Annotated in this window: 20 protein-coding genes, 1 tRNA gene and 5 pseudogenes; 18 read left to right on the top strand and 8 right to left on the bottom strand. The window is 71.8% G+C overall.

What is annotated here, in order from left to right; genetic code table 11:
• Positions 1-345 precede the first annotated feature (345 nt).
• The 4 genes from ABZ396_RS04105 (at position 346) to ABZ396_RS04120 (ending at position 7,515) form a co-directional block, all read left to right on the top strand.
• Positions 346-2,997, top strand: a complete 2,652-nt coding sequence (locus tag ABZ396_RS04105) for a CocE/NonD family hydrolase (RefSeq protein ID WP_358917009.1) — start codon at positions 346-348, stop codon at positions 2,995-2,997.
• Positions 2,994-3,848: an ABC transporter permease subunit gene (locus tag ABZ396_RS04110; RefSeq protein WP_358917008.1), complete on the top strand. Its 855-nt coding sequence runs from the start codon at positions 2,994-2,996 to the stop codon at positions 3,846-3,848. Before ABZ396_RS04105 ends, ABZ396_RS04110 begins: the two co-directional genes overlap by 4 nt.
• Before the next feature lie 157 nt (positions 3,849-4,005).
• Positions 4,006-5,550, top strand: coding sequence for a von Willebrand factor type A domain-containing protein (locus ABZ396_RS04115; protein ID WP_358917006.1), 1,545 nt, complete (start codon positions 4,006-4,008; stop codon positions 5,548-5,550).
• A gap of 54 nt (positions 5,551-5,604) precedes the next feature.
• Positions 5,605-7,515 (top strand): AMP-binding protein, encoded by a 1,911-nt coding sequence (locus tag ABZ396_RS04120; protein ID WP_358917004.1) that lies wholly within the window; start codon positions 5,605-5,607, stop codon positions 7,513-7,515.
• An 80-nt stretch (positions 7,516-7,595) separates the two neighbouring features.
• Here the strand turns inward: ABZ396_RS04120 and ABZ396_RS04125 are convergent, their stop codons facing one another.
• Positions 7,596-8,006, bottom strand: a complete 411-nt coding sequence (locus ABZ396_RS04125) for a rodlin (RefSeq protein WP_359183802.1) — start codon at positions 8,004-8,006, stop codon at positions 7,596-7,598.
• Between the two features lie 245 nt (positions 8,007-8,251).
• Positions 8,252-8,665: a rodlin gene (locus tag ABZ396_RS04130; protein WP_358920894.1), complete on the bottom strand. Its 414-nt coding sequence runs from the start codon at positions 8,663-8,665 to the stop codon at positions 8,252-8,254.
• A 264-nt stretch (positions 8,666-8,929) separates the two neighbouring features.
• Between ABZ396_RS04130 and ABZ396_RS04135 the strand changes: the two genes are divergently transcribed.
• The 3 genes from ABZ396_RS04135 (at position 8,930) to ABZ396_RS04145 (ending at position 10,675) form a co-directional block, all read left to right on the top strand.
• Positions 8,930-9,346, top strand: coding sequence for a rodlin (locus ABZ396_RS04135; RefSeq protein ID WP_358920892.1), 417 nt, complete (start codon positions 8,930-8,932; stop codon positions 9,344-9,346).
• A gap of 284 nt (positions 9,347-9,630) precedes the next feature.
• A complete protein-coding gene (locus ABZ396_RS04140; RefSeq protein ID WP_358920905.1) occupies positions 9,631-9,858 on the top strand; it encodes a chaplin in 228 nt (75 codons plus the stop codon).
• 121 nt (positions 9,859-9,979) lie between these two features.
• Positions 9,980-10,675 carry a chaplin family protein gene (locus tag ABZ396_RS04145; RefSeq protein WP_358920890.1) on the top strand — a complete coding sequence of 232 codons (696 nt, stop codon included), beginning with the start codon at positions 9,980-9,982 and terminating at the stop codon, positions 10,673-10,675.
• Positions 10,676-10,719: 44 nt separating this feature from the next.
• Here the strand turns inward: ABZ396_RS04145 and ABZ396_RS04150 are convergent.
• Both ABZ396_RS04150 and ABZ396_RS04155 read right to left on the bottom strand, forming a co-directional pair.
• A pseudogene (locus ABZ396_RS04150) lies at positions 10,720-11,976 on the bottom strand (FAD-dependent oxidoreductase).
• Positions 11,901-13,303: pseudogene (locus tag ABZ396_RS04155) on the bottom strand (ATP-grasp domain-containing protein). The pseudogenes ABZ396_RS04150 and ABZ396_RS04155 overlap by 76 nt, the downstream one beginning before the upstream one ends.
• A gap of 161 nt (positions 13,304-13,464) precedes the next feature.
• Between ABZ396_RS04155 and ABZ396_RS04160 the strand changes: the two are divergent.
• Positions 13,465-14,723, top strand: a pseudogene (locus ABZ396_RS04160) (glycosyl hydrolase); the annotation flags it as partial.
• Here ABZ396_RS04160 and ABZ396_RS04165 read toward each other — a convergent pair.
• Positions 14,721-15,805: pseudogene (locus ABZ396_RS04165) on the bottom strand (DUF3344 domain-containing protein). The pseudogenes ABZ396_RS04160 and ABZ396_RS04165 sit on opposite strands and share 3 nt — an antisense overlap.
• Positions 15,806-16,064: 259 nt before the next feature.
• Between ABZ396_RS04165 and ABZ396_RS04170 the strand changes: the two are divergent.
• From ABZ396_RS04170 to ABZ396_RS04205, 8 genes and pseudogenes are all read left to right on the top strand, one after another.
• On the top strand, positions 16,065-16,304 hold the full coding sequence (locus ABZ396_RS04170) for a chaplin (RefSeq protein WP_358920888.1): 240 nt from the start codon (positions 16,065-16,067) through the stop codon (positions 16,302-16,304).
• A 269-nt stretch (positions 16,305-16,573) separates the two neighbouring features.
• Entirely contained in the window at positions 16,574-17,332 is a 759-nt protein-coding gene (locus tag ABZ396_RS04175; protein WP_358920886.1) for a hypothetical protein, read from the top strand.
• A gap of 186 nt (positions 17,333-17,518) precedes the next feature.
• Positions 17,519-17,809, top strand: a complete 291-nt coding sequence (locus ABZ396_RS04180; RefSeq protein ID WP_358920884.1) for a hypothetical protein — start codon at positions 17,519-17,521, stop codon at positions 17,807-17,809.
• A gap of 156 nt (positions 17,810-17,965) precedes the next feature.
• Positions 17,966-18,466, top strand: coding sequence for a DUF5949 family protein (locus ABZ396_RS04185; RefSeq protein ID WP_358920882.1), 501 nt, complete (start codon positions 17,966-17,968; stop codon positions 18,464-18,466).
• Positions 18,466-19,050, top strand: a complete 585-nt coding sequence (locus ABZ396_RS04190) for a vitamin K epoxide reductase family protein (RefSeq protein WP_358920881.1) — start codon at positions 18,466-18,468, stop codon at positions 19,048-19,050. Before ABZ396_RS04185 ends, ABZ396_RS04190 begins: the two co-directional genes overlap by 1 nt.
• Before the next feature lie 116 nt (positions 19,051-19,166).
• A complete protein-coding gene (locus tag ABZ396_RS04195) occupies positions 19,167-19,682 on the top strand; it encodes a hypothetical protein (protein ID WP_358920879.1) in 516 nt (171 codons plus the stop codon).
• 124 nt (positions 19,683-19,806) lie between these two features.
• Positions 19,807-20,304: a tyrosinase family oxidase copper chaperone gene (locus ABZ396_RS04200; protein WP_358920878.1), complete on the top strand. Its 498-nt coding sequence runs from the start codon at positions 19,807-19,809 to the stop codon at positions 20,302-20,304.
• Positions 20,288-21,116 (top strand): annotated as a pseudogene (locus tag ABZ396_RS04205) (tyrosinase family protein). The gene ABZ396_RS04200 and the pseudogene ABZ396_RS04205 overlap by 17 nt, the downstream one beginning before the upstream one ends.
• A 109-nt stretch (positions 21,117-21,225) precedes the next feature.
• Here the strand turns inward: ABZ396_RS04205 and ABZ396_RS04210 are convergent.
• Both ABZ396_RS04210 and ABZ396_RS04215 read right to left on the bottom strand, forming a co-directional pair.
• Complete coding sequence (locus tag ABZ396_RS04210) at positions 21,226-21,462, bottom strand: chaplin (protein ID WP_358920876.1); 237 nt, start codon at positions 21,460-21,462, stop codon at positions 21,226-21,228.
• Between the two features lie 121 nt (positions 21,463-21,583).
• Positions 21,584-22,543: a D-2-hydroxyacid dehydrogenase family protein gene (locus tag ABZ396_RS04215; protein ID WP_358920874.1), complete on the bottom strand. Its 960-nt coding sequence runs from the start codon at positions 22,541-22,543 to the stop codon at positions 21,584-21,586.
• Between the two features lie 627 nt (positions 22,544-23,170).
• On the opposite strand from ABZ396_RS04215, the gene ABZ396_RS04220 reads away from it, so the two are divergent.
• Positions 23,171-23,860, top strand: a complete 690-nt coding sequence (locus tag ABZ396_RS04220) for a GAF and ANTAR domain-containing protein (protein ID WP_358920872.1) — start codon at positions 23,171-23,173, stop codon at positions 23,858-23,860.
• A gap of 140 nt (positions 23,861-24,000) precedes the next feature.
• On the opposite strand, the gene ABZ396_RS04225 is transcribed toward ABZ396_RS04220, so the two are convergent.
• Positions 24,001-24,073, bottom strand: a tRNA-Arg gene (locus ABZ396_RS04225).
• 321 nt (positions 24,074-24,394) lie between these two features.
• Here ABZ396_RS04225 and ABZ396_RS04230 point away from each other — a divergent pair.
• Positions 24,395-26,002 carry a dynamin family protein gene (locus tag ABZ396_RS04230; protein WP_358920870.1) on the top strand — a complete coding sequence of 536 codons (1,608 nt, stop codon included), beginning with the start codon at positions 24,395-24,397 and terminating at the stop codon, positions 26,000-26,002.
• Positions 26,003-26,004: the final 2 nt, after the last annotated feature.

The following is a 26,004-nucleotide window of genomic DNA, read 5'->3' on the forward strand; positions in this document are numbered from 1 at the left end:
CGTAACTGTCCGCATAGACGGAGGCGCCCCGACAGGGGCGCGGGGAACTGCGCGAGCAACCACGACGGCGCGCAACTGTCCGCATAGACGGAGGCGCCCCGACAGGGGCGCGGGGAACTGCGCGAGCAACCACGACGGCGCGCAACTGTCCGCATAGACGGAGGCGCCCCGACAGGGGCGCGGGGAACTGCGCAAACAGCCCCCACCGCCCGGACGTTCGAAAACTCGCGCAACCCGCCGTACCGCGCTCGAAGTACACCGAGGCACCCCGTACTACCGAGGGATGGCCAGGGGTTCACCCCTCCGTCGGCATCGGATGTCAGTGCAGGCCCGTACCGTTGAGGCATGGATCTTCGACCCCCCGGCCTACGAGCCCTGCTTCGGCGGCCGCGGCGACTACTGTCCGCCGCGGCCGCCGTCGTGGTGCTCGTCGGCGCCGGCACATGGACGGCCGTCGCGTCCGACGACCCGCCCCCGGTGCACCGGTCCGACAAAGTCATGGCGGTGGACGGGGTGCATCTGGACACCTCGTTCTTCACCACCGCCGGCACCGGCCGACGCCCCGCAGTCCTCCTCGCCCACGGCTTCGGCGGCTCCAAGGACGACACGCGCCAGCAAGCCGAGAACCTCGCCCGCCAGGGCTACGCGGTCCTCACCTGGTCCGCCCGCGGCTTCGGCAAGTCGACCGGCAGGATCGGCCTGAACGACCCGAAGGGCGAGGTCGCCGACGTCTCCCGGCTCATCGACTGGCTGGCGAAACAGCCCCAGGTCCAGCTGGACGGGACCGGCGACCCGCGCGTCGGCATTGCGGGCGGCTCGTACGGCGGTGCCATCTCCCTCCTGACCGCTGGCTACGACCACCGCGTGGACGCGATCGCCCCGTCGATCACGTACTGGAACCTCGCGGACGCCCTGTTCCCGAACGGCGTGTTCAAGAAGCTGTGGGCCGGGATCTTCTTCAACTCCGGCGGCGGCTGCGCCAGGTTCGAGCCGGCGCTGTGCGCGATGTACAACCGGGTCGCCGAGTCGGGCAAGCCGGACGCGGCCGCGGCCAAGCTCCTGGAGGAACGCTCCCCGTCGGCCGTCGGCGACCGCATCAAGGTGCCCACCCTCCTCTTCCAGGGCCAGACCGACTCCCTCTTCACGCTCGCCCAGTCCGACGCGGCCGCGAAGGCGATCCGGGCCAACGGCGCCCCCGTCGACGTCGACTGGATCGCCGGCGGCCATGACGGCGGCGACCTGGAGAGCAGCCGTCTCGAGGGCCGGGTCACCTCCTGGTTCGACCGCTACCTGAAGGGCGACAAGGCCACCGACACCGGCCCGGCCTTCCGGATCACCCGCACCGGAGGCATCGACTCCGCCGACGGCACCGCCCAGCTGCGGGGCGCGACCTCGGACAGCTACCCCGGCCTGGAGAGCGACCGGCAGTCGATCGCCCTGACGGGCCGCACGCAACATGTCGAGAACCCGGCGGGCGCCAGCCCGCCCGGCGTCTCCGCCCTGCCCGGCCTCGGCGCCGCCGCCGGCGGCCTCGCCCAGCTGTCCTCCCTCGGCGTCGGCGTCTCCCTGGACTTCCCGGGCCAGTACGCCCGCTTCGACTCGGCGCCCGTCGCCGACAACGTGCAGATCACCGGCTCACCCAGGGCCACCGTCCACATCACCTCCACCAGCGACGACGCCGTGCTCTTCGGCAAGGTGTACGACGTCGGCCCGGACGGCACCCAGCAGGTGCTGCCCTCCCAGCTGGTCACCCCGGTCCGCGTCCAGGGAGCCAGGTCCGGCAAGGACGTCACGATCACCCTCCCGGCGATCGACCACGAGGTGCAGAAGGGCCACCGCCTGCGCCTGGTCCTCGCCTCCACCGACCTCGGCTACGCCTCCCCGACCGCCCCGGCGACCTACACGGTCTCCCTCAAGGGCGCCCTCAGCGTGCCCACGGCACCCCAGGTCGCCACGGCCGCCGCGCCGCTGCCCGCGTGGGTGTGGTGGCTGCCGCTGGCCGGAGCGGTCGTCGCCCTGGCCCTGCTGCTCTCCGGCCGCCGCCGTACCGCCACCCCGGCACCGGCTCCCGGGCTTGCCGAGGTACCGCTGCAGATAACGGACCTGAGCAAGCGCTACGCGGGCTCCACGGACCGGTACGCGGTGCGTGAGCTGTCCTTCCGCGTCGAGAAGGGCCAGGTCCTCGGCCTGCTCGGCCCGAACGGCGCGGGCAAGACCACCACACTCCGCATGCTGATGGGCCTGATCAAGCCGGACGGCGGCGAGGTCCGGGTCTTCGGCCACGCCATCCGCCCGGGCGCACCCGTCCTCTCCCGGGTCGGTGCCTTCGTGGAGGGCGCGGGCTTCCTGCCGCACCTCTCCGGCCGGGAGAACCTGGAGCTCTACTGGCAGGCCACCGGCCGCCCGGCGGCGGACTCCCACATCGAGGAGGCACTGGAGATCGCCGGGCTCGGCGACGCGCTGGCCCGCGCGGTCCGCACGTACTCGCAGGGTATGCGCCAGCGCCTCGCCATCGCCCAGGCCATGCTCGGCCTGCCGGACCTGCTCATCCTCGACGAACCGACCAACGGCCTCGACCCGCCGCAGATCCGTGAGATGCGCCAGGTGATGATCCGGTACGCGGCCGCCGGCCGTACGGTGATCGTCTCCAGCCATCTCCTCGCCGAGGTCGAGCAGTCCTGCACCCACCTCGTGGTGATGGACCGCGGCCGGCTGATACAGGCCGGCCCGGTCGCGGAGATCATCGGCTCCGGCGACACCCTGCTCGTCGGCACGGGCCTGCCCGTGGAGGAGCCGGTCGTGGAGAAGGTGGCCGCGCTGCCCGGCGTCGCCTCGGTGACCCGCACGGACGACGGTCTGCTGGTCCGTATGGAGCCCGGCGGCAGCGCACCGCGTCTGGTCGCCGAACTCGTGCGCCTCGACGTGCCCGTGGCGTCGGTGGGCCCCCACCGCCGTCTCGAAGACGCCTTCCTGACCCTGATCGGAGGTTCCGCATGAGCACGCTCACCGAGGTCGCCTCCGGCTATCAGGCAGGCCGGACCCTGCCCCTGCGCGTCGAGCTGGTCCGCCAGCTGAAGCGCCGCCGCACGCTGGTGATGGGCGGGATCCTGGTCGCACTGCCGTTCGTGCTGCTGATCGCGTTCGCGATCGGCGGCCAGCCGGGCAGGCAGAACGGCCAGGTCACCCTGCTGGACACGGCCACCGCCTCCGGCGCCAACTTCGCCGCGGTCAACCTGTTCGTGTCGGCGGGGTTCCTGCTGGTCATCCCGGTCGCCCTGTTCTGCGGGGACACGGTGGCCTCGGAGGCCGGCTGGTCCTCCCTGCGCTATCTGCTCGCCGCACCCGTGCCCCGGGCCCGCCTGCTGTGGTCCAAGCTCGTGGTCGCGCTGGGGCTCAGCCTGGCCGCGATGATCCTGCTTCCGCTGGTCTCCGTGGCCGTCGGCACGGCCGCCTACGGCTGGGGACCGCTCCAGATCCCCACGGGCGGCGAGCTCGACACCGGCACGGCCACCCAGCGCCTCGTGGTCGTGGTGGCGTACATCTTCCTGTCCCAACTGGTCACCGCGGCACTGGCGTTCTGGCTCTCCACCAAGACGGACGCCCCGCTGGGCGCGGTCGGCGGCGCGGTCGGCCTGACCATCGTCGGCAACGTTCTCGACCAGGTGACGGCCCTCGGCGGCTGGCGCGACTTCCTGCCCGCCCACTGGCAGTACGCCTGGGCGGACGTCGTACAGCCGCATCCGGAATGGTCCGGCATGATCCAGGGAACCGCGATCTCCATAACGTACGCCCTGGTGCTGTTCGCCCTGGCCTTCCGGGGTTTCGCCCGCAAGGACGTGGTCTCCTAGGTCACCGGACGATCTCCCTCCGGCCTCGACAGGCCTGGTCCGTGGCCGCTTCGAAATCCATCCGCAACGCATCGGGGCGCACGTTCCGGCCCCCTGCGCCGTCAGAGTCGACAGAAAGTCAGGAAGTCGACTCCGACCGGCACAGGGGGCACACGCGATGGAGCGATACCGGACCCGACGACAGATGGGCGGGGCACTCCTCGCTCTCATCACCGCGGGCGCCCTGCTGCTGACGGGCTGCAGCGCGGACCAGAACCACGGCAACAGCCCCAGCTACACCGGTCTTCCGGCGCCCGCCCCCACCCGGGCGCAGCGCGGCGAAGCCACCGGCTCCACCCCCTCCGCCCCCTCCGCCCCCTCCGCCCCCTCCGCCCCCTCCGCCCCCTCCGCCCCCTCCTCCGAGTACCTCTCCACCTTCGCCCTCGACGTCGACACCGCCTCCTACGGCTACGCCCGCCGCACCCTCGCCGACGGCCGCCGCCCGGACCCCTCGACCATCCGGCCCGAGGAGTTCGTCAACAGCTTCCGCCAGGACTACCGCACCCCCGGGCACAACGGCTTCACGGTCACCGTCGACGGCGCCCGCACCAGCGACCCGGACTGGTCCCTGGTCCGCGTAGGCCTCACCACCCGCCCCTCGGAGGCCACCGGCGCACGCCCGCCGGCCGCCCTCACGTTCGTCATCGACGTCTCCGGCTCCATGGACGAGCCGGGCCGCCTGGACCTCGCCAAGAAGTCCCTGGACACGATGACCGACCGGCTGCGCGACGACGACTCGGTCGCGATCGTCGCCTTCAGCGAACACGCCGAGACGGTCCTGCCGACGACCCGCCTCGCCGGCCACCGCGCCGAGATCCACGACGCCGTCGACGGCCTCACCGCCCTCTACTCCACCAACCTCGGCGAGGGCGTGGAGACCGGCTATGCCACCGCCGTCAAGGGACTGCGCAGGAACGCCACCAACCGCGTCGTCCTGATCTCCGACGCCCTCGCCAACGACGGCGAGACCGACCCGAACGCCATCCTCGAGCGCATCGACAGCGACCGCCGCGAGTACGGCATCACACTGTTCGGAGTGGGCGTGGGCAGCGACTACGGGGACGCGCTCATGGAACGCCTCGCCGACAAGGGCGACGGCCACACGACATACGTCTCCGACACCGAGACCGCTGCCCAGGTCTTCTGCCGTCAACTCCCGCAGAACATCGCCCTGGTGGCTCGCGACGCCAAGGCCCAGGTGGCCTTCGACCCGCACACGGTCGCCGACTTCCGGCTGATCGGCTACCAGGACCGCAAGATCGCCGACCAGGACTTCCGCGACGACCGGGTCGACGGCGGCGAGGTGGGCCCCGGCCACACGGTGACGGCCCTGTACGCGGTCCGCACCAAGCCGCACACGGCGGGCCACCTGGCGACGGCCACGGTCCGCTGGCTGGACCCGAAGACCCGCACCCCGCACGAGAACGAGGGCTCCATGGAAACAGGCGCCCTGGACGACTCGGTGTGGACCGCGTCCCCCCGCTTCCAGGTGACGGCGGTCGCGGCCTACTTCGCGGACGCGCTGGCCGGGGGCGAATACGACATGCCGGGGAGCCCGAGCCTGACGAGGCTCCACTCCCGGGCCGCGACGCTGGCAGAGGCGACGGAGGACAAGGACGTCACCGACCTCTCCACCGCGATCGGTGAGGCAGCGCCCCGCTAGGGCGTACGGCGAGACCCATTGACCTTTCCTTACTTATGGGTAAGTTGACGCCCCATGGGCGTACGCAGCGACCTCAAGCGAGCACGTCGACGCACCGACCTGGCCGACCGAGGCAAGGTCGAAGTCGTCAAGGACGAGGCCGGGGTCGTACGGGAGGCGCGCCGGGAGAATCTCGCCCCACCCCTCACCACCGGCTCCCTGGCCGACCTCCCTTACGCCAACGCGGCCGAGGAACCCGGCGCCACGGCGTTACGACGCCCCGACGGCCCGGTCACCGCAGCCGCCTTCGCCGCCCAAGTGACCGCCGTCGCCAAGGGGTTGATCGCCGCCGGTCTCCAACCCGGCGGCAGGATCGCCGTAATGTCCCGCACCCGCTACGAGTGGACGGTCCTCGACTTCGCCATCTGGTCGGCGGGCGGGGTGAGCGTCCCGGTCTACCCCACCTCCTCCGCGCAGCAGGTCGAGTGGATCGTCCGGGACTCCGGCGCCCGCCATGTCGTCACCGAGACCCAGGAGAACACCGCCACCGTCACCACCGGCACCGCCCGGCACCCCCAGCCCCCGCTCATCTGGGAACTCGACGCCGGCGCGGTCGCCGACCTCATCACCCTCGGCGAGGACATCCCGGACGAGGACGTCACCAAGCGCCGCGGCACCCTCGGCCCCGACTCGACCGCCACGGTCTGCTACACCTCCGGCACCACCGGCCGTCCCAAGGGCTGTGTCCTCACCCACGCCAACCTGCACGCCGAGGCCGCCAACACGGTCGAGTTGCTGTACCCCGTCTTCCGGGCGGTCACCGGCCAGACCGCCTCGACCCTGCTGTTTCTCCCGCTCGCCCACATCCTGGGCCGTACGCTCCAAGTCGCCTGTCTGACCGGCCGGATCGAGATGGGCCACTTCCCCAGCGTGAAGCCGGACGAACTGCGCCCCGCACTAAGGGAGTTCAGGCCGACGTTCCTGGTCGGGGTGCCGTACCTCTTCGAGAAGATCCACGACACCGGGCGGGCGACGGCCGAGAAGATCGGCCGGGCCGCCTCCTTCGACCGGGCGGAACGGATCGGCGTGCGCTTCGCCGAGGCCCACCTGAACAAGTTCCTCGGCACCGGAAAGGGCCCCGGCCCCGGACTGTACGCCGCCTGGGCGCTGTACGACCTGCTGGTCTACCGCCGCATCCGCAAGGAACTCGGCGGACGGATGCGGTACGCCATCAGCGGCGGCTCCCCGCTCGACCGGAACCTCAACCTGTTCTTCCACGCGGCCGGGATCGTCGTCTACGAGGGCTACGGCCTGACCGAGACCAGCGCGGCCGCCACCGTCGTACCCCCGCTGGCGCCCCGCCCCGGCACGGTCGGACAGCCGATCCCCGGGACAGCCGTCCGTATCGCCGGCGACGGCGAGGTGCTGATCAAGGGGCCGGTGGTCTTCCGGTCGTACTGGAACAACCCGGCCGCGACCGCCCAAGTACTGCCGGACGACGGCTGGTTCGCGACCGGCGACCTCGGCGCGCTCGACGAGGACGGCTATCTCACCATCACCGGCCGCAAGAAGGACATCCTGGTCACCTCCGGCGGCAAGAACGTCTCCCCGGCCGTACTGGAGGACCGGCTGCGCAGCCGCGCGCCCGTCGGCCAGTGCCTGGTCGTCGGCGACAGCCGGCCCTTCGTCGCCGCCTTGATCACCCTGGACCCCGATGCCGTCGCCCACTGGCTGTCCGTACGGAGGCTGCCTCCGGACACCCCACTCGCCGAGCTGGTGCGCGACGACCGGCTGCGGGCCGAGGTGCAGAAGGCGGTCGACTACGCCAACGCGGCTGTCTCCCGCGCCGAGTCGATCCGCTCCTTCGCTCTGGTCGAGGGCGACTTCACCGAGGACAACGGCCTGCTCACCCCGTCCCTCAAGGTGAAGCGGCACGCGGTGACCGCCCGCTACGCCGACGAGATCGAGGCGCTCTACCGCACGTAGGCGCGCGGCACGAGAGGGCATGAAAACAGGCGGCGGGCCACCGGTAGAACCGGTGGCCCGCCGCCCGCGGAGCGTCTGGACTAACTGTTGCCGGTCCCGTTGGCGGACAGGGCCGAGATGTCGTCCAGGATGTGCGACAGCGGCTCGTCGCCCTTGGCCTGGGTGGAGTTCTCGACACACTGCTGGTTCTGCGGCGCGGAGAGGATCGGCACGTCCTGCAGGACGCCGACGGCCGCGAGGCCGACCAGGCCCTGGAGGTTCGCCTTGGCGGGGAGGCCGATGCACGGCTTGTTCAGCGTGCCCTGAACCAGCGAGAGCTGCGGGCTCTGGTCGCCGAACGTGGCCGAGTTGCCGAACTCCGACCGGGCGCCGGTGCCGCTGGCCGAGGTGGTGCCGTTGTCGTTGCCGGTCGCCAGGGCCTGGGGGGCGGCCGTGGCCGCGAGCCCGGCGACGGTGGCGGCAACGGCCGCGGTTGCCCACAGCTTCTTCATGTTCATTCCCTTTCGAAAAGCGGACTCCGGGGAGGAGCTGTGTGATCGTCAACTGCCGGAGCTCCGCCTGGGTTGCGTGCTTTGCCCTGTTTGGAGTAGCGCATTCCGATCAATGCACGAGCGCCCCTCGGAGGGCGGGTGCCACAGAAACGAGGCGGGCCGACGTGCCGCCGAGACGAGACACGGCGACACATCGGCCGAGGGCCCTTGGAAGGGACCCGGAAAGAGTCCGGAAGGCGTCCGGACTAGTTGTTGCCGGTGCCGTTGGCGGACAGGGCCGAGATGTCGTCCAGGATGTGCGACAGCGGCTCGTCGCCCTTGGCCTGGGTGGAGTTCTCGACACACTGCTGGTTCTGCGGCGCGGAGAGGATCGGCACGTCCTGCAGGACGCCGACGGCGGCGACGCCGACCAGACCCTGGAGGTTCAGCTTCGCCGGGAGGCCGATGCAGGGCTTGTTGAAGGAGCCCTGGATGAGCGCCATCTGGGGGCTCATGTTGCCGTACGTGGCGGAGTTGCCGAACGACTGGTAGGCGCCGGTGCCGCTGGCCGAGGTGGTGCCGTGGTCGTCGCCGGTGGCCAGGGCCGGCGAGGCGGCCGCGGCCGTGGCGCCGACAACGGAGGCTGCGACAGTGGCGGCGGCCAGTACCTTCTTGATCACTTGTCAATTCCCTTCTGAAGACACCCCGTCCACCGGAGCTCTCTGGTCAACTGGCCGCGACCCGATTGGTTGCTCCTCTTCACTCCGATGGCCCACGGTCCGGAAATCCCCGGATTCGGACGCGGGCCTGGGCTCCGGGGAATTCCGGGCGGCCACCGGTCCGATCGGGTGACGTGCCGGCCGCCGCCGCAACCGTTCCGGACACAGGGGGTTGATGCCGGTCAGGAACGTCCGTCTTGGCCAGGAGCCAGGAAAGGAAGCGAAATGCTGAAGAAGGCAATGGCCGCGGCGGCGGTCGCCGCGTCCGTCGTAGGTATGTCGGCGGCGGCAGCCCCCCAGGCGCTTGCCACCGGCAACGACCACGGCACGACCTCCGCCAGCGGCAGCGGCGCCCAGGAGGCGTTCGGCAACCAGGTGACCACGGGCAGGATGAGCCCGCAGGCCACCCTGGTGCAGGGCTCGCTCAACAAGCTCTGTGTCGGTCTGCCCGCGAAGGCGAACCTCCAGGCGATCCTCGGCATCATCGCCGCCGTCGGCGTGGCCCAGGATGTGCCGATCCTGTCCGCGCCGCAGAACCAGCAGTGCGCCGAGAACTCCACCCAGGCCAAGGGCGACGAGCCGGTGTCGCACATCCTGGACGACATCTCGGTCCTCGCGGCCAACGGCGTCGCCAACCAGTGACCCGCGTTTGGTGAAGCCCGTTCGGGCGGTGTGCGTTGACGCGCCGCCCGGGCGGGCTTTCGCCGTGCCACCGCATTTCCGAGGGCTGTCTGGAGAAGTGTTTCCCCTATGATCCGTAATTCTATGAAGGCGTTCGGGTGAATTACCCGATGGCACGCGTTCCGTAGTTTCTTCGGCCGTCTATTCCTCGTTCTACAGCCTGCCGGTCATGGTGCGAGCCATCCATGCTGTGCTCGCTCGGTTTCGGCCGTCACACGGGCATGACCGCAGAGAAGGGAAAGTTCATGAAGAAGTCCGCTGCTGTGGTCGCCGGCGCGATCCTGGCCCTGGGCGGTGCCGCCCCTGCCTTCGCCGACTCCGGCGCCAACGGTGCTGCTACCAACTCTCCGGGCGTGCTCTCCGGCAACGTGGTGCAGATCCCGATCCACGTTCCGGTCAACGTCTGCGGCAACACCGTCGACGTCATCGCGCTGCTGAACCCGGCGTTCGGCAACGGCTGCGCCAACGCCTGACGACGTCAGCGCAGCACATCAGCCCCCCGGCTGTGTCAGGGCCGGCCTCGGACCGTCGATCCTTCGCATCCGCGTTCCGAGGCCGGCCTTCCCACTTCTCCGAGCAGGAAAGACAACGAGATTGCGACAGACCCTCAGCAGGGGAATGGTCGCGGCCGCAGCCGCGACGAGCATTCTGTCCCTGTACGGCAGTCCCGCGCTCGCCGACACGGAAGCGACCGGAGCCGCAGGCGGCTCGCCGGGTGTCCTGTCCGGCAACAACGTGCAGGCTCCGCTGAACGTGCCGGTCAACATCTGCGGCAACTCGGTCGACGTGGCCGCCGCGTTGAACCCGGCCTTCGGCAACTCCTGTGCGAGCGAGTCGGACGCGGACGAGCACAACGGCGACGGCGTCACACCACCGGTCGACGTCCGCGAGACCCCGCCGGCCCACGACGCCGAGACACCTCCTGCGGCCGGAGACGACGCCCCGCCCCCATCCGGTGGTGAGGCGTCTCCCCCCCTTAGCGAGACGCCTCCGCCGACTCCGTCGACGACGCCGCCGAGGCACTCGACCCCTCCGGCTCAGACGCCCCCTCCGGGGCACTCGACCCCTCCGAGTCCGTCGACGCCGCCAGGTCAGACGACTCCGCCGGAAGAGTCGACTCCGCCGAGTCAGACCACCCCGCCCGGTGGCGGGCAGCGCCAGGGGCCGCCGCCCACCCTGCCGCACACCGGCAGTGAGGCCATGCTCGCGACCTCGGCCGCCAGCGCGGCGCTGATCGCGGGCGGGACGATCCTGTACCGACGGGGCCGAGCCGCGTCTCGCCGTTCGTAGCGGAAGCCGGGTGCCGGACGCCCAGAGCGTCCGGCACCCGCCCGTCAGCCTCGCACCGCGTCCGGTGCCGGCTGCCGGCGCCCCGCCGGGATGCCCCAGCCGGCCGGGCCCCAGCGCAGCCGCCGCCGTACCCCGCGCACCAGCGTGCCCGCGGTGAACGTGGCGCCGTGCACGAAGCGCATCGCCGGGCCGAAGCCCGCGGCCGTGACCAGACCGGCCAGGAACAGCCCGGGGTAGGACGACTCGAAGCCCCGGTCGACCTCCGGCGCCCCGTCGGCCCCGTCACCAGCGTCGTACGCAGGTCGTCGGCCAGGAGCCCGAGCCGCTCCCGGGTCGCCCTGAACCCTGTCGCCGCGATGACGTGTCCGGTCTCCAGGGTGCCCGTCCCGCCGCCGCGCACCGCCGTGTCCAGGCGCACCCCGCCCGCGGTGGCCCGGGCCGCCGTCACCTCGCGGCCGAGCAGCACCTCCACCCTGGATTCCACCCGCTCGCGCACCCACCAGGCGCCGGCCGGGCCGAGGGCGGTGGCCGCGATCCGCGCCCGGGTCGGCTCGGCGAGCCGCCGGTACAGGCCCGGCCGCTCGGAGTAGAACCAGTTGCGCCAGGCCGGGGCCGAGGCCGCTGTGCGGGGCCCGCGCCGACTCCCACCAGGGGCGCTCCCAGGGCGGCGGCACCTCCTTCCAGCACAGCCGGTCCGCGCGCACCAACACCCGCACCCGGCTGCCCTGTTCGGCGAGGAGCGCGGCGGTCTCCAGGGCCGCCTGGCCGCCGCCGATCACCGTGACGTCCCGGTCCTGGAAGCGGTCGAGGTCGGCGTGGTGGCTGCTGTGCGAGACCAGCTCGGGGGAGAGCCCGCGCAGCGCGGACGGGATCTCGACGAACGGCAGTACGCCGACGGCGAGGGCGACGGTCCGGCCGCGCAGGGTCTCGCCGTCCTCGGTCGTCGCCTCGAAGCCGCCGGCGCTGGGCGCGACCCGGGTGACCATGCGTTCGTCGACGGGCGGGGCGGCGTCGCGGGCGAACCACAGGCCGTACTCGGTGAACATGTCCAGCGGGATCGGCCGCCCGTGCCGGGCCGTGACGCCACGGCCCGCGCAGTACACGTCCAGCCGCCAGCGTGCCTCGGGGTCCGACAGGTTGGAGGCCCACGGTTCGGACTTGAGGAACATCCCGCGGGGCATGTGGTCACGCCAGGACGCCATCGGGCGGCCGAAGACACGCACGTTCAGGCCCGCTGCCGCGGCGTGGGACGCGATGGACAGGCTGTACGGGCCCGCGCCCACCACCAGCAGGTCGTACACCAGCAGCTGCTCGCTTTCTCGTCGTCGGACCGGTCGGGCACACCGGAGAGGCTGGAGACGCCGGACACTGCGGAGAGTTTCTCGTCCAGGGGGCCGGTCACGGGGGGCTGCCCGGCCTGGCGGACCACGGGGGAGTGCGGACGATGTGCCGGGCCGGCGGCGGGGCGCAGCCGGCCGAGGAGCCGGCGCGTCACGTGCCGGCACCACAGCCCCCACATCGCGAGGCCCGGCCCCCGGTCGTCCGGCGCGTTCCAGGCGAGCTCGCGCCCGCGCGGGGCCGGTCGCAGCGCGCTCAGCGGCGCGTAGTTCTCCACCACGAACGCCCGCCCGGCGAGCGGCGCGCCGGCGGGCAGCGGACGGTGGGTCAGATCCAGGTGCAGGGCGCGTACGACGTCCAGGCCGGCGCTGTCGGCGAAGAGCCGGAACTAGGTGCCCGGACGGGCGTTGAAGTCGAGGAGGTGGTAGCGGCCGGTGCTGCCGCAGCGCCGGAAGTCCAGGTCGAAGATGCCCCGGAAGCCCAGTTCGCCGGTGAGTCGCTCGGCCAGCGCCTGGACCTGCGGGTTGGGCGTCCACAGGCCGACCGCGGTCAGACCCGCCCCACGCCCGCAGCTTGCGGCCGGGGCTGCCCGCGCGTACCGCCCCGGTGCGGTCGGCGTAGCCGTGGAAGAACCAGTCGCGGTCCCGGGCCCGGTGGCAGGAACTCCTGCAGCAGCAGTCTGCTGCCCGCCTCTTCCACCCGCAGGAACGGCTCCCGTGCCTCCCGGGCCGCGCGTACCACCACCGTGCTGCGCAGTCCGGACCCGGCCGGCACCAGCCAGGGCCTGCACCACTTGGCGACCACCGGAAGCCCGAGCCGCCAGGCAGCGGCGGCGGCCTGCTCGGCGCTGTCCGGGAGCAGGGTCTGCGGGTGCGGGATCCCGGCCGCCGCGCACACGTCGGCCAACTCGGCCTTGTCGGCGACCCGTTCGGGGAGCGTGGCGGGCTGCTGCGGCAGCAGATAGGTGGGCGCCAAGTCCTCGCGGAGCCGGCCGACCGCGATCGCGCTCGCGTCGTCCATCGGGATCAGCACCGCCGGACGGTCGATCCGCGCCGCCACCCGGCGCAGCACGGCCACGATCTCGGCGGGGGACGCGTCCGCCGCCGGCGGCGGACGCAGCTGCCGTACGAAACGGGACCTGACGACCGGACTGCCGGTGGAGTCGGCGACCACATGGACGTCCACGCCGGCTCTGCCGAGCGAGCGCACGACCCCCAGGGTGCCGTGGTGAAAGGGATTCCGGTCGATCCGCAGCAGAACCGTGGGAACCCGGATGTCTAGCAGCGACACGGACCTTTTGCTTAGCGTTCGTTCACCCGTGCGGACGTTCGGCGCACCCGAAAGCCGCAGCCGCACTGGCGGAATTCATATTGATATGACTGAGTGTCAGTAAGTGGCACTTCCTCAGCGAATGTGCGAACGGACGAGAACTCGTGGAGAAAGGAGCAGGCATGGCTCCACAGCAGCGGAAGCGGCCGAGGTCCCGCCTGCCTCGGCCGGCCGTGTTCGCGGCCGCGGTCGTCCTCGCCTCGGCGACCCTGGCGACCGGTCCCGGATTCGCCGCGGGTGCGGGGGCGGCGTGGGCCACGGACCCGACACCGGCTCCTACGCCCACGACGTCCGTCCCGGCGTCGGCGGCTCCCCTGCCGGTGCCGGTCGCCCCCACGCCCCCCAAGGCGGCGCCCCCGGCCTTCGGGGCCTTCCTGGACTCCGGCCCGCTGGGCGTGGCCCGCATGGCCCAGCTGAGCGGCTGGCTCGGCGGCACCGAGCTGAAGGTCGCGCACACGTATCTGCCCGGCAACCGCTGGGCCGACATCGAGGGCGCACCCGGCTTCCTGGACGTCTGGGCGCACTGGCGGCGGGAGAAGGCCGACCGGACGCTCGTCCTCAACGTGCCCATGCAGGAGCGCAACGAGGACCACATCGGGGACGCCGAGGTCCGGTCGCTGCTGGGGCAGGGCGCCGCCGGCCGGTTCGATCACCACTTCCGGGCCCTGGCCGAGCGACTGGTGGAGCTGGACGTGCCGGACACGGTCATCGTGCTCGGCTGGGAGATGAACGGCACTACCTACACCCATCGTTGCGGGCCGGACCCGGAGGCCTGGAAGAAGTACTGGAACAGGGTCGTCACCACCATGCGTTCGGTGCCGGGCCAGAAATTCCGGTTCGACTTCACGCCGAGCCGGGGCCGCGACGCCGTACCGTGGACGCAGTGCTATCCCGGGGACGCCACGGTCGACATCGTCGGCATGGATTCCTACGACCAGCCGACCGGTCTGTCCTTCGGCGAACAGGTGCGGGAGCCTTATGGACTTCAGCAGCATGTCGATTTCGCGAAGGCCCACGGGAAACCCATTTCCTATCCGGAATGGGGCCTCTTCCGCAACGGTGACAACGCCGAGTACATGAAGCGGATGCTCACCTGGATTGACGAGCACAAGCCGCTGTACAACACGCTGACCGACTACTGCCCGCACGGCGTTTGGCAGTGCTCGGACAACCCACGCTCGTCGCGGATCTACCGCTCGGCCCTCTTCGGCCGCCCCGACACCCCGTCGTCCACACCGACGCCGACACCCACCCCGACACCCAAGCCGGACAGCCCGACCACGAATCCGGCCCCCAAGCCGACTCCCAGTCCCACCCCAGCACGACGCCCCCGGCCAACTGCGCGCCGATGGACCTGGGCGACTGGGTCGAGTGCTGGCTACTGCACGTCCACGGCGGCGAAGAGCGCGCCCGCCCACGCCGCGTCGCGCTGGGAAACGAGCCGGAAGGTCAGCTGGTCACCGCCCTGCGCGAGACCGGTGCCGAGATCGAACACATCCGAGTCGTAGCCGAGCGTGTTGTCGTACGCCGGCTCACGCCGGGCGCGTACCCGGCCGGGGTCGTTGATCGTGGAGTTGAGTACGTCGTCGGCCGGATTGACGGGGTCGCCGAGCGGGGTGGGGGCACGGCCGGCGGCGGTGTACGTGAGCGAGTCGCCGGTGCCGCCCCGGTCGCCGTTGTAGGCCATCAGGCCCACCCGGCCGCCGGCGCCACGCGGGACACCTAGCCCGTTCAGCCGTACCTCGGCCGGACCGTCGAGGGAGTCGAAGCCGTCCCAGAGGGAGAGGTGCGCAGCGGCTCCGCCGGGTTCTCGTACGCCACCACCAGCGTCCAGCCGCCCCAGGCACCGGACCTGGACCTCCCCATGGCGGCGTTCACCTGGCCGACGGTCCACAGTCCGGAGCCGCTCGACCGGACCGGGTCGGTGATCTCCGCCGAGGCCTGGAAGGCGTCCGCGCCGCCCGCCGCCCGCCGCCCGGTGCCCCACGACCGTGTCGGCGAGCAACTCCTTGTACTGGCCGCCGGGTTCGGCGATCAGCACCCGCCCGTCGTCCTCGGCCGGCTTCTGCTCGCCGGCCAGCAGATTGCCGCCCCAGTACAGCCGCGCGTACGTCACCCGGGAGCCCTCCGGCAGCCGGACCTCGGCGCGGGAGGAGTCGTAGGTGAGGGGGCGTCGTCGACGTAGAACATGTCGAAGTTCCCGTTCACCGCCGGGACCTGGCCCTCCCGGGCGGCCGAACAGGGCGGGTCGTCCGGCCGGCCGGACGTCGTACGGCAGCTGATCGACGCGCTGGCCGCGCGCGAAGCCGCCGCGCTGCAGCCCGCGGTAGCGCTCGGCGAAGGGGATGCGCGGGGCCCCCGGGAGGGCGGGGCGGTCGCCCGGGCGGTGCCCGGAGCCATCGAGGCGAGGGCGAGCGCACTCACCGCCGCACGGCGCAGCGGCGGGCCCAGGGGATTGCGCATGACCGGCTTCGCTCTTTCGGGGAGAGGAGGGGGAGGCGGGAAGAGTGCGATGTGATGGCAATACGGGTAAGTCGGAAGGTCCGCAATTCCAGGTGCTATCCGTACTGATCCTTAGAAAGCGGGCAAGTATGTCGGAATAGTGAAGGAGGCCTTCCTGAAGATCACTCCTTTGGCGGCACAACCCGAGCCGGTGCACCGCGTTGACACAGCGCTGGGCATCCGCCCGGATGTTTGTTTCGACCCCAAGGAGCATCTCTCCATGTCGCGTTTCGCGAAGGGCCTGGTCCTGTCCACCGCCGCCGTCGCGGCCGTCGCCGGCGGCGCCGGTGTGGCCGCCGCCGACAGCGGCGCGAGCAGCGCCGCTGCCAACTCCCCGGGCGTGGTGTCTGGCAACGTGGTCCAGGTTCCGATCCACGTGCCGGTCAACGTCTGCGGCAACACCATCAACGTGATCGGCCTGCTGAACCCCGCGTTCGGCAACACCTGCGCCAACGGCTGACGCCGCGGCTGTTCCCTTTGGCCGGCCGTTCGCCCGCACATCCCGCGGTCGGGCGGCCGGTTAGTGCGTCCGGGTGCGGTGCCCGGGCGTTCCCTCGAACGGGCGGAGCCGGGGCGGAAGTTGCGGGGCGGCCTTGGCGGGTGCTCATCAGGCACGATGCCGGCGTCACGGAAAGCGACCGGTGACGGTGGGTGACCGAGCGGTTGCAGGCTGGCAAGGGTGAATTCACGGTGGGCAGCAGGATCCGACGCACATCGAAAGGAACACCCATGCGTGCTCTGCCCGCACGGCGTCTCGCGTCCACCGCGCTCTGCGCCCTCCTGCCGGCCGGGATCACCGGCCCGGTGGCCGTCGCCGCCGACTCGGCCCACGAGCGTACCCACGCGATGTCCCAGGCGCCCGTCCCCGGGGCCGACGCGCTGCTCGCCCAGGTCAAGTCGCTGGGCAACCTCGGGACCGTGCTCAAGCCGGTCACCGACCTCCTCAACACCGTGCTGGCGGCGGACAACGGCCGGCTGACCGCCGCTCAGGCGACCCAGCTCGGCGACGCCGTGAATGCGGCCGTCGCCCAGGTCGTGGCGGCGGCCCCGAGCGCGCCCGCCGCCACGCCCACGACCGCGGCCTCTCCGGCAGCGGCGAAGCCGACGGCTCCGCCGGCCACCCCGACCGCCCCCGCCACGCCGGCGGTGCCGTCGGCGCCGGCCGTGCCGAGTGCCCCCGCCGTGCCCGCCGCGTTCGCCGTGCCGGCAGCCGCCGAGGCCAAGGGCCTCGGTGACGCCCCCGTAGCCAAGGACCCGACCGGTGACGCGCTGACCACCCTGCGGACCGCGGTCGACAAACTCCTCAAGGCCGCCGCCTCCGGGGACGTCAGCCAGGTGCTGACGGCCGCCAACGCCGTGGTGACCGGCCTGGTCGACCTGCTCGCCGCGAACCTGCTCGGCAGTGGCCTGCCCGCGCCCAACCTGCCGGGCCCCGCCGCCGTGCCCGGCCTGCCGGCATCCACGCCGCTCCCGCTGCCCGCGGGCTGACCGGACCGGCGGCCGAGCGCGCTACCGCGACGACTTCAGGGGATCGCAGGGGATCTCATAAATGTTTCCGGGATCTCATATGTCTTCCGAGCACGGGGTTTCCGGCCTGCCGGGACGTCGTTATGCACGGGGTCAGATTCCCGCTGGTGGCTTGCGTTGCCGAAAGTCGCCGAAGAAAGGAACACGATGAAGTCCCTGAAGGCCGCCGCCGTCGTCGCCGGTTCCGTGGCTCTCGCCGGCGCCGCCGCGCCCGCGTTCGCCTACAACACCACCGACCTCACGCCCACCAGTCTCACCGGCGCCGTGAACTCGCTCGCCAAGGCCCCCATGGACCTGAACCAGGCGATGCCGCTGCAGCACCAGTCGGACGCGCTCAACACCGAGAACAAGGACTCCCTGCTCAGCACGGTCAAGGGCGCGGCCGGCTCCCTCAACCAGCACAACCCGCTGCTGGGCGGTCTGCCCCTGCAGAGCTGAGGCGACGCGGCCGGGCTCGCCGAGGGGCCGTTCGAGGGACACCGTTCGAGGGAGGCCGAGGGGTGTCCCTCGTTCGTGTGGCGGAGCCCGTCGGGCGTCCGCCGGTCGGGTGAGCGGGCGCCCGGCCGCCCGGCGGCCCGTCGATAGGGTCGCGCGGTGACCTCAACCCCACGCGAAACCCGCCCCTTCCGCGCCGCCGACCTCGGCACGATCGTCGTACTGGCCTGGAGCGGCGAGGCCCCCGACGGCACCGACATGCCCTACCTGCTGGCGTACCCTCTCGGTGACGCCGAGTGCGGCGCGGAGGCCACCTCGGCCGCGATCGAGGCGCTGCTGAAGAACAACGGCCTGCCGGTCGGCGGCGACCTCGTCGACGGCACCGCCCGGCCCAGCCTGCCCGTCACCCTGCTCGTAGAGGCCGGTCAGGCCGTGCTCAACCTCGCCCCGCTCACCGCCCAGTGCCCCGCGCCCCAGGAGTGGCTCGCCGCGGTCGGCGAACGCGGCTACGCCTACCTGGTGTTCACCACCCGCCCCTGGCCCGGAGCCGAGCCCGGCAAGCCCGTCACCCCCGAGGCGCTCAGGGACTTCGCCGGGGCCGAGGCGACCCTGACGGCCGCCGCGCACGTCGTGCTGCCGGCCCGCAGTCTGCGCGGCTGATGCGCCCGGCCGCGGGCGCCGGCCGGGGGTTCGCGCTGCTGATGGTGGTCGCGGGGGCGGCCGGGCTGGTGGCCTCCTGGGCCATCACCCTCGACGAGTTCAAGCTGCTGGAGAACCCGCACTTCGTGCCCGGGTGCAGCCTGAACCCGGTGGTGTCCTGCGGCAGCGTGATGAAGAGCGACCAGGCCGCGGCCTTCGGGTTCCCCAACCCGATGCTGGGCCTGGTGGCCTACGCCGTCGTGATCTGCGTCGGCGTGAGCCTGCTGGCCGGGGCCCGCTTCCCCGCCTGGTACTGGCTGCTGTTCGACGCCGGCTGCCTGTTCGGTGTCGGGTTCGTGTCCTGGCTGCAGTTCGAGTCGTTGTACCGGATCGACGCGCTGTGCCTGTGGTGCTGTCTGGCCTGGGTCGCCACCATCCTGCTGTTCTGGTACGTCACCTCCTTCGCCGTACGCCGTCAATTCCTGCCCGCGCCGACGTGGCTGCGGGAATTCCTCGACCAATTCACCTGGGTGCTCCCACTGCTGCACATCGGGGTCCTCGGCATGCTGATCCTGACCCGCTGGTGGGACTTCTGGACGAGGTGATGAGTGAACAGCCGACTAATGCTGCACCCGGGCGAATTGTGAACTGAGGTCGTTTTCCGGCTCGTTACCCGGTACGGACGTCGCTCCCCCGCCTCCTGAAAGGGCCCGTACCTGACATGAAGCCGACCACCCGAGGAACCCTTGCCGCCGCCGTCACGGGCCTCGCGGCCGCCGTGGGCGCCACCGCCACGCCCGCCGCCGCGGCCGGCACGGTCCCCGTCCCCGTGCCCCTGGACGGCGTCGAGAAGTCCCTCAACACGGAGGTGCCCAAGCTCGGCATGGAACTGCCGCTGCTGATGCCCGGCGCCCCCGACGGGCCGCGCTACGTCGAGGGCCGGCTCCTCCCGGACCGCGCGCTGCCGCAGCTCCCGCTCAGCGGTGGACTGCCCGGCCTGGACCTCCGTGCCCCGCTTCCGCACGTCCTCGGTGACGGCTTCGACCACGTCGGCGTCGACGCCCCCGCCAACGACCTGCGCGCCCTCGCTCCCGGTCTGTCGGTGGACGCCCCGCTCACCGCGCCCAACCCGCGGAACTTCGGCCTGCCGGACCTGAAGCTGCCCCAGGCCGGTGTGCTCGCCCCGGTCGTACACATGGTCGCCGGCGGCGACCTGGGCGCCGGCCCCGGCCTGTAACTCCGGCTGCGGTAACGCCGTTTCGGCCCGGCCGTGCACCGGATGGCTGCGCGGCGGTGACCGGGCGGCCCTTCCGGCGGTTACCGGTACCGACAGCGATCGGTGAACCGTACGAGGAGTGGGCATGGTCGTCGGAGTCGGTGGTGTGGCGGTGGGCGCGGAGCCGGGGGCCGGGCAGCCGGACAGAGCCGGGACGGGCAGACCGACGCGGCGCGAGGTGACACGGGGGCTGCTCGCCGCCGCGGCCGCCGTCGCGCTCGCCCCGGTGGTCGCCGCCTCCCGCCCGGTGCCCCCGGCGGACGGACCGGCGGGCACCTCCTTCGACGAGACCTACCAGGGCCGCCGTATTCACGGTGTGCTGGTCCCGGTGGCAGGGCGGCTCGCCGGCCAGGGCGAGTGGCAGGTCACCGTGGACGGCCGGCCGCTGCATCTGATGCAGCGGGCCGACGGCACCTGGCTCAGCATGGTCGACCACTACACCTCGTACCCCACCCCGCTGGAGGCGGCCCGGGCGGCCGTCGACCAGATCGGGCCCGGACAGCGGCTGCGCGAACTGGCCCCGGGGCCGATGGGCGGGGGACACATGATGCACATGGGGGGAGACCATGGCGTACGTGCGTAAGGACGTCAGCAGGCTGACGGCCGGCGAGCGCAAACGGCTCGTGAAGGCGTTCCTGGAGGTCAAACGGCGGGGCGAGTACGACGAGTTCGTGCGGATGCACATCGACCACTACACCGCCGACGGCGACGACGGGCTGCGCACCGCCCATATGACCCCCTCCTTCCTGCCCTGGCACCGCCGGTTCCTGCTGGAGCTGGAGCGCGCCCTGCGCCGGGTGGACGGGGCGGTGACCGTGCCGTACTGGGACTGGACCAAGGACCGTACGACGTCCTCCGTCCCCTGGACCAAGGACCTGCTCGGCGGAAACGGCCGGGCCCGGGACCGGCAGGTGATGACCGGGCCGTTCGCGTACGCGGCCGGGCACTGGACGATCAAGGAGGGCGTCACTGACGGCGAGTTCCTCACCCGGGACCTGGGCCGCTCCCGCGACCCGATCGGACTGCCCACCACGGCCGAGCTCTCCCATGCGCTGGACGACCCGGTGTACGACGTCGCCCCCTGGGACTCGACCGTCACCCGGGGTTTCCGCAACAAGCTGGAGGGCTGGGGGACCGGCAGCGGCAGCGCGTCCTGGCGCAACCACAACCGGGTGCACCGCTGGGTCGGCGGGGCGATGCTCGGCGGCGCCTCCGTCAATGACCCCGTCTTCTGGTTGCATCACGCCTTCGTCGACCTGCAGTGGGAGCGCTGGAAGGCCCGGCCCCGGCGACCCGCAGCACCACCGGATCGTCGCCCGCGGCCAGAAGATACCGCCGTGGGACGTCACCCCTGGATCCCTGGAGGACATGAGCCGGATCTACCGGTACGCATGAGGCGCACCGGACACCGAAACAGCCCCGGCACCCAGGGCGCCGGGGCTCTCGCGGGCACGGTGGCTCAGGAGCCGTAGCCGGCCTTGTTGTCGCCGCTTTCGTCGTGGCCTTAGTTGACGCAGGTGTTGCCGAACGCCGGGTTCAGCAGAGCGATCACGTCGATGGTGTTGCCGCACACGTTGACCGGGATGTTGACCGGGACCTGGAGGAGGTTGCCGGACAGGACGCCGGGGGAGCCGACGGCCTCACCCTGGGCGCCCGCATCGGCCAGAGCCAGACCGGCTCCGCCGATCACCACAGCGCCGGTGCCGAGAGCGACGGCCGCAGCCTTCGCGATGCGTGACATCAGTTCTCCTTCTTGTCGAACGGGGAGTGCGGCGGCAGGACCAGCCGCCGCACTCCCCGTTCAACGCCCCGACCTGCGGCTGGTCACGCCGATCACCGGACGATCACTCCAAGCGCCCGGGTCAGGGCAGCCGCCGTACCGGGCAACCCGCCAGGAAGGCCCGGATGTTCTCCACCGCCTGGCCGTAGTACGTCGTGTAGTTGGCGTACGAGACATAGCCGAGGTGCGGGGTGGCGAGGAGCCGTGGCGCGGTGCGCACGGGGTGGCCTTCGGGCAGTGGCTCGACGTCGAAGACGTCGACGCCGGCACCCGCGATCCGGCCCTCGTGCAGCGCGGTGAGCAGGGCATCCTGGTCGACGATGGCCGCGCGGGAGGTGTTGACGAGGTAGGCGGTGGGCTTGAGGAGGGCGAGTTCGGCGGGGCCCAGCAGACCGCGGGTACGGTCGCCGAGCGCCAGATGGACCGACACGAAGTCGCTGCCGGCCAGCAGGTCCTCCTTGCTGGGCGCGAGCTCGACCCCGACCTCCTGGGCACGCTCCTTGGTGAGGTTCTGGCTCCAGGCGCTCACCCGCATCCCGAAGGCGAGCCCGACCTGGGCGACCCTGCCGCCGATCTTCCCCAGCCCGAGCAGCCCGAGCCGCCGCCCGTACAGGTCGGCACCGACGGTGGACTGCCACGGCCCGTTCGTGCGCAGCGCGGTGCTCTCCTCGGCCAGACCCCGGGCCAGCCCCAGCAGCAGCGCCCAGGTCAGCTCCACGGGAGGGGTCGAGGAGGACGCCGTACCGCACACCGTGACCCCGTTGGCCTCGGCGGCCGCGAAGTCGATGACGCTGTTGCGCATCCCGGAGGCGATCAGCAGCCGCAGCCGGGGAAGCCGGTCGAGGAGGGAACCGGGGAAGGCGACGCGCTCGCGAAGCGTCACAACGATGTCGAAGTCGGCGAGAGCGGCGGCGAGTTCGTCCGCACCGCTGAGGTGCTCGCGGAAGGAGACGACGTCGACCTCGTCGGAGAGGGAAGACCAGTCCCCGAACTCTCCCGCCACCCCTTGGAAGTCGTCGAGCACAGCACACCGAAGACGCATTGCCTCACCGTACCGGCCCCCGTCAGCGCGCCCGAAGGGGCGTGGGACTGCGCGGCGTTCCCGCGCGTCCCGGCCGGACACGGTCCAGGCGCCGGCGCAGGTACCGGCGGGCCGGACATTCCCGCCGTCGGCCGGGTCACCCGCCCGCTGCGGGTGGTGCTGCTGGTCGGCTCCGCCCGCGACGGGCGGCTCGCCCATGGACGCGCTGGTCATCGCGGGGGTGCGCCGTCGGCTTCGCGGCTGTCACGTTCGTGGTCGTACGACCGCTGCTCCCACGGTGGGCCGCGCGGGCCGAACGGCGATACGCCGAGGTGTCGTGCTGGTCGTGCTGTTCGGCTCAAGGCCGATGTGGGTCTGCTGGGCGGAAGCGCCGCCCGGTGGCTGCGGGCGGGCGCGGTGCTCGCCGTCACCGTGGCCGGCCAGCGAACGCCAACTCATCTGTTTCCACCGGGGGTTGACCCTCCGGCCAAAGGCTGCCGCGCTTGATTCAGCGGATGCTCCACGCCTTTTTCCAGGCTCTTCGTAACGGCTGCTGACAACGATGTCATCCGGGTTTCGACGGCACCCCGGTTTCTTCGTTCCGCATGACATGCTGAGAGCGGGACGGACCGAGAGGCGGCGTACGCGATGGACTGGGCCCAGTTCGCGCAGGAGCTCGCCTCGATGGCGCGGGACCTGCTGGCACAGGAGTCGGTCGACGCCACCCTGGCCCGGATCACCGCCTCGGCCACGGAGCTGGTGGAGGGCTGCGACGCGGCCGGCATTCTGGTGCTGCACGGCAAGAAGGTGCGGACGCTCGCCCCCACGAAGCAACTGGTCGTCGACAGCGACCGGCTCCAGGAACGGCTGGGCGAGGGGCCGTGCTTCGACGTCACCCGCGCCAAGGACGGGGAGCGGGTGTTCCGCATCCGGGACTTCACCCGGGAGCAGCCCCGCTGGCCCGAATTCGCCCCCCAGGCGCACCGGCTCGGCGTGGGCAGCATGGTGGGTTTCCTGCTGTACACCGAGGACGAGGAACTCGGCGCGCTGAACATCTACTCCCACCGACCCGGCGCCTTCACCGAAGCCAGCGAACTGGCCGGCTGGCTGCTGGCCTCCCACGCGGCGGTGGCCTTCTCCGGCGCCCGCACCCAGGCCCAGCTGGAACAGGCCGTCGCCACCCGGCACCTGATCGGCGAGGCCATGGGCATCCTGATGGGCTGCCACCACCTCACCGAGGAGCAGGCCTTCGACGTACTGCGCCGCTACTCGCAGGAGAACAACATCAAGCTCCGCGAGGTCGCCCGCCGGGTCTGCGAACAGGGCCCGCTGTCCTGACGGTGCGGGCGGCTGCGTACGGCGTCGACAACCAGCCCTTTCGCGGGTGCCCGCGACGACTGGACCCGTGGCCCGCGAAGCCCTGCCCAAACGGTGCCTGACCTGCGGTTTCACGTGAAGACGGAGGGCCGTGGAGTGAGCGCCCCCGGCAGGACTCGAACCTGCGGCCAAGCGCTTAGAAGGCGCCTGCTCTATCCACTGAGCTACGGGGGCCGGCCGTGCTGGCCTCGTACGTACTGCCCTGGTGCGGGCCCGTCCGTGACGTTGCCGGGGACAAGGATAGAACTCCCCGGTCCTCGTCCCAGTTGCTTCGCCTCCGTGGCTCAATGTGGAGGTTCGGTGAAGCGGTCCTGATAATCGCAGGCAGGTACGAATCGTGCATCGCTTTTGGCGCCGGACGCACCGGGTGTTGTGCACTCGTTATGCCTCGACTGTGCCTCCGTCCCAGTCGTCCCTTCCGCCCGTTGTGTTCTGTCGGCGCGCAGACATGTCTATATGCTTCAGAATTCCCCTAAAATTGGGCATTCTTCGCATGTGGTGACCTTGGACGTACGGCCCCAGCTGCTCGACACACTCTCCGCTCTGCGCGACCGTGTCGCCGCCGCACGCTTTCCGCTGCCCCTGGCGGGGGCCGCACGCGCGCGTGCCAATCGCGACGAACTGCTCGCCCAGCTCGACGACTATCTGGTGCCCCGACTCAAAGTGCCCGAAGCGCCCCTTCTGGCTGTCGTGGGCGGATCGACCGGCGCCGGCAAGTCGACCCTTGTCAATTCTCTGGTGGGCCGCCGGGTCAGCGAGGCGGGCGTGCTGCGGCCGACCACCCGCACGCCGGTCCTGGTCTGTCATCCGGAGGACCATCACTGGTTCAGCGGCATGCGCGTGCTGCCCGACCTCACACGCGTGTGGGTACCGCACCAGGAACCCGGCGACGACCCCCTCCTGCCCGGCGAGAACCCCGGGCGCGTGCTGCGCGTCGAGACCGTCGACAGCCTCCCGCGCGGCCTCGCCCTCCTCGACGCCCCCGACATCGACTCCCTGGTCGTCGACAACCGCTTTCTCGCCGCCGAACTGATCTGCGCCGCCGACATCTGGGTGATGGTCACCACGGCCGCGCGCTACGCCGACGCCATCCCCTGGCACCTGCTGCGCACCGCCAAGGAGTACGACGCCACCCTGGTGACCGTCCTCGACCGGGTCCCCCACCAGGTCGTCTCCGAGGTCTCCCGGCAGTACGGCGCCCTGCTCACCAAGGCCGGGCTCGGCGACGTACCTCGGTTCACCGTGCCCGAGCTGCCCGAGTCGGCGTGGGGCGGGGGGCTGCTCCCGGCCACCGCCGTCGCCCCGCTGCGCGCCTGGCTCCTGCAGCAGGCCCAGGACCCCGGCGCCCGCCAGCACACCCTGGCCCGCACCGCCCACGGCGTCCTCGACTCCCTCAAGGCCCGGATGCCCGAGCTGGCCGCAGCCGCCGCCGCCCAGTACGCCGCGGCCCTGCGCCTGACCTCCGCGGTCGAGACGGCCTACGACAGCGAGCACGCGCGCGTACGCGGCCGGCTGCAGAACGGCGCCGTCATCGCCGGTGACGCCCTCAAGCGCTGGCGCGCCTTCCCCGTCGACTGCGCCGCCGGCGAACTCCTGGACGCCCTGGTGGAGAGTCTCGCCGCGCTGCTGCTGTGCGCCGTGACCGCCGCCGACGAACGCATCGACGACGCCTGGCGCCGCGAACCCGCCTCCGCCGCCCCCGGACTCACCGATCGCGACCCCTCCCTGGAGAGCGCCGAGCACCGCATCGGTATCGCCGTCCGGCGCTGGCGGCGCGAGCTGGAGGAGTACGCCGACGACGAGGTGCGCAGGCTCGACCGCAGTGTCGCGCCGGACCCCGAGGCCGTCGCCGCCCTGGTGGCCACCGCGCTGCTCGGCGGCCGCCGTACCCGCGTCGCGGGGGAGCGGCTCGCCGAGCGCATCGGCGCCCACGGCGCGCTTCGGTTGCGCGACCGTGCGGGACGGCTGCTCACCGAGCACGTGGACCGCGTCATGCACACCGAACGCGAACGCCGCCTCGCCCCGCTGGACGTGCTCGACGTCCACCCCGAACCCCAGGCCGAACTCATCGCCGCCCTGTCCGTCCTCCAGAAGGAGAGGTGACC

It is taken from the genome of Streptomyces sp. NPDC005866, assembly GCF_040629895.1.
Classification (GTDB): Bacteria; Actinomycetota; Actinomycetes; order Streptomycetales; family Streptomycetaceae; genus Streptomyces.

Coding starts and splice junctions, on each gene's coding strand:
- ABZ396_RS04200 (WP_358920878.1), top strand. CDS start 19,807: ATGGTCGTCGGAGTCGGTGGTGTGGCGGTGGGCGCGGAGCCGGGGGCC.
- ABZ396_RS04110 (WP_358917008.1), top strand. CDS start 2,994: ATGAGCACGCTCACCGAGGTCGCCTCCGGCTATCAGGCAGGCCGGACC.
- ABZ396_RS04195 (WP_358920879.1), top strand. CDS start 19,167: ATGAAGCCGACCACCCGAGGAACCCTTGCCGCCGCCGTCACGGGCCTC.
- ABZ396_RS04140 (WP_358920905.1), top strand. CDS start 9,631: ATGAAGAAGTCCGCTGCTGTGGTCGCCGGCGCGATCCTGGCCCTGGGC.
- ABZ396_RS04120 (WP_358917004.1), top strand. CDS start 5,605: ATGGGCGTACGCAGCGACCTCAAGCGAGCACGTCGACGCACCGACCTG.
- ABZ396_RS04170 (WP_358920888.1), top strand. CDS start 16,065: ATGTCGCGTTTCGCGAAGGGCCTGGTCCTGTCCACCGCCGCCGTCGCG.
- ABZ396_RS04135 (WP_358920892.1), top strand. CDS start 8,930: ATGCTGAAGAAGGCAATGGCCGCGGCGGCGGTCGCCGCGTCCGTCGTA.
- ABZ396_RS04180 (WP_358920884.1), top strand. CDS start 17,519: ATGAAGTCCCTGAAGGCCGCCGCCGTCGTCGCCGGTTCCGTGGCTCTC.
- ABZ396_RS04125 (WP_359183802.1), bottom strand. CDS start 8,006: ATGAAGAAGCTGTGGGCAACCGCGGCCGTTGCCGCCACCGTCGCCGGG.
- ABZ396_RS04175 (WP_358920886.1), top strand. CDS start 16,574: ATGCGTGCTCTGCCCGCACGGCGTCTCGCGTCCACCGCGCTCTGCGCC.
- ABZ396_RS04105 (WP_358917009.1), top strand. CDS start 346: ATGGATCTTCGACCCCCCGGCCTACGAGCCCTGCTTCGGCGGCCGCGG.
- ABZ396_RS04210 (WP_358920876.1), bottom strand. CDS start 21,462: ATGTCACGCATCGCGAAGGCTGCGGCCGTCGCTCTCGGCACCGGCGCT.
- ABZ396_RS04190 (WP_358920881.1), top strand. CDS start 18,466: ATGCGCCCGGCCGCGGGCGCCGGCCGGGGGTTCGCGCTGCTGATGGTG.
- ABZ396_RS04215 (WP_358920874.1), bottom strand. CDS start 22,543: ATGCGTCTTCGGTGTGCTGTGCTCGACGACTTCCAAGGGGTGGCGGGA.
- ABZ396_RS04220 (WP_358920872.1), top strand. CDS start 23,171: ATGGACTGGGCCCAGTTCGCGCAGGAGCTCGCCTCGATGGCGCGGGAC.
- ABZ396_RS04115 (WP_358917006.1), top strand. CDS start 4,006: ATGGAGCGATACCGGACCCGACGACAGATGGGCGGGGCACTCCTCGCT.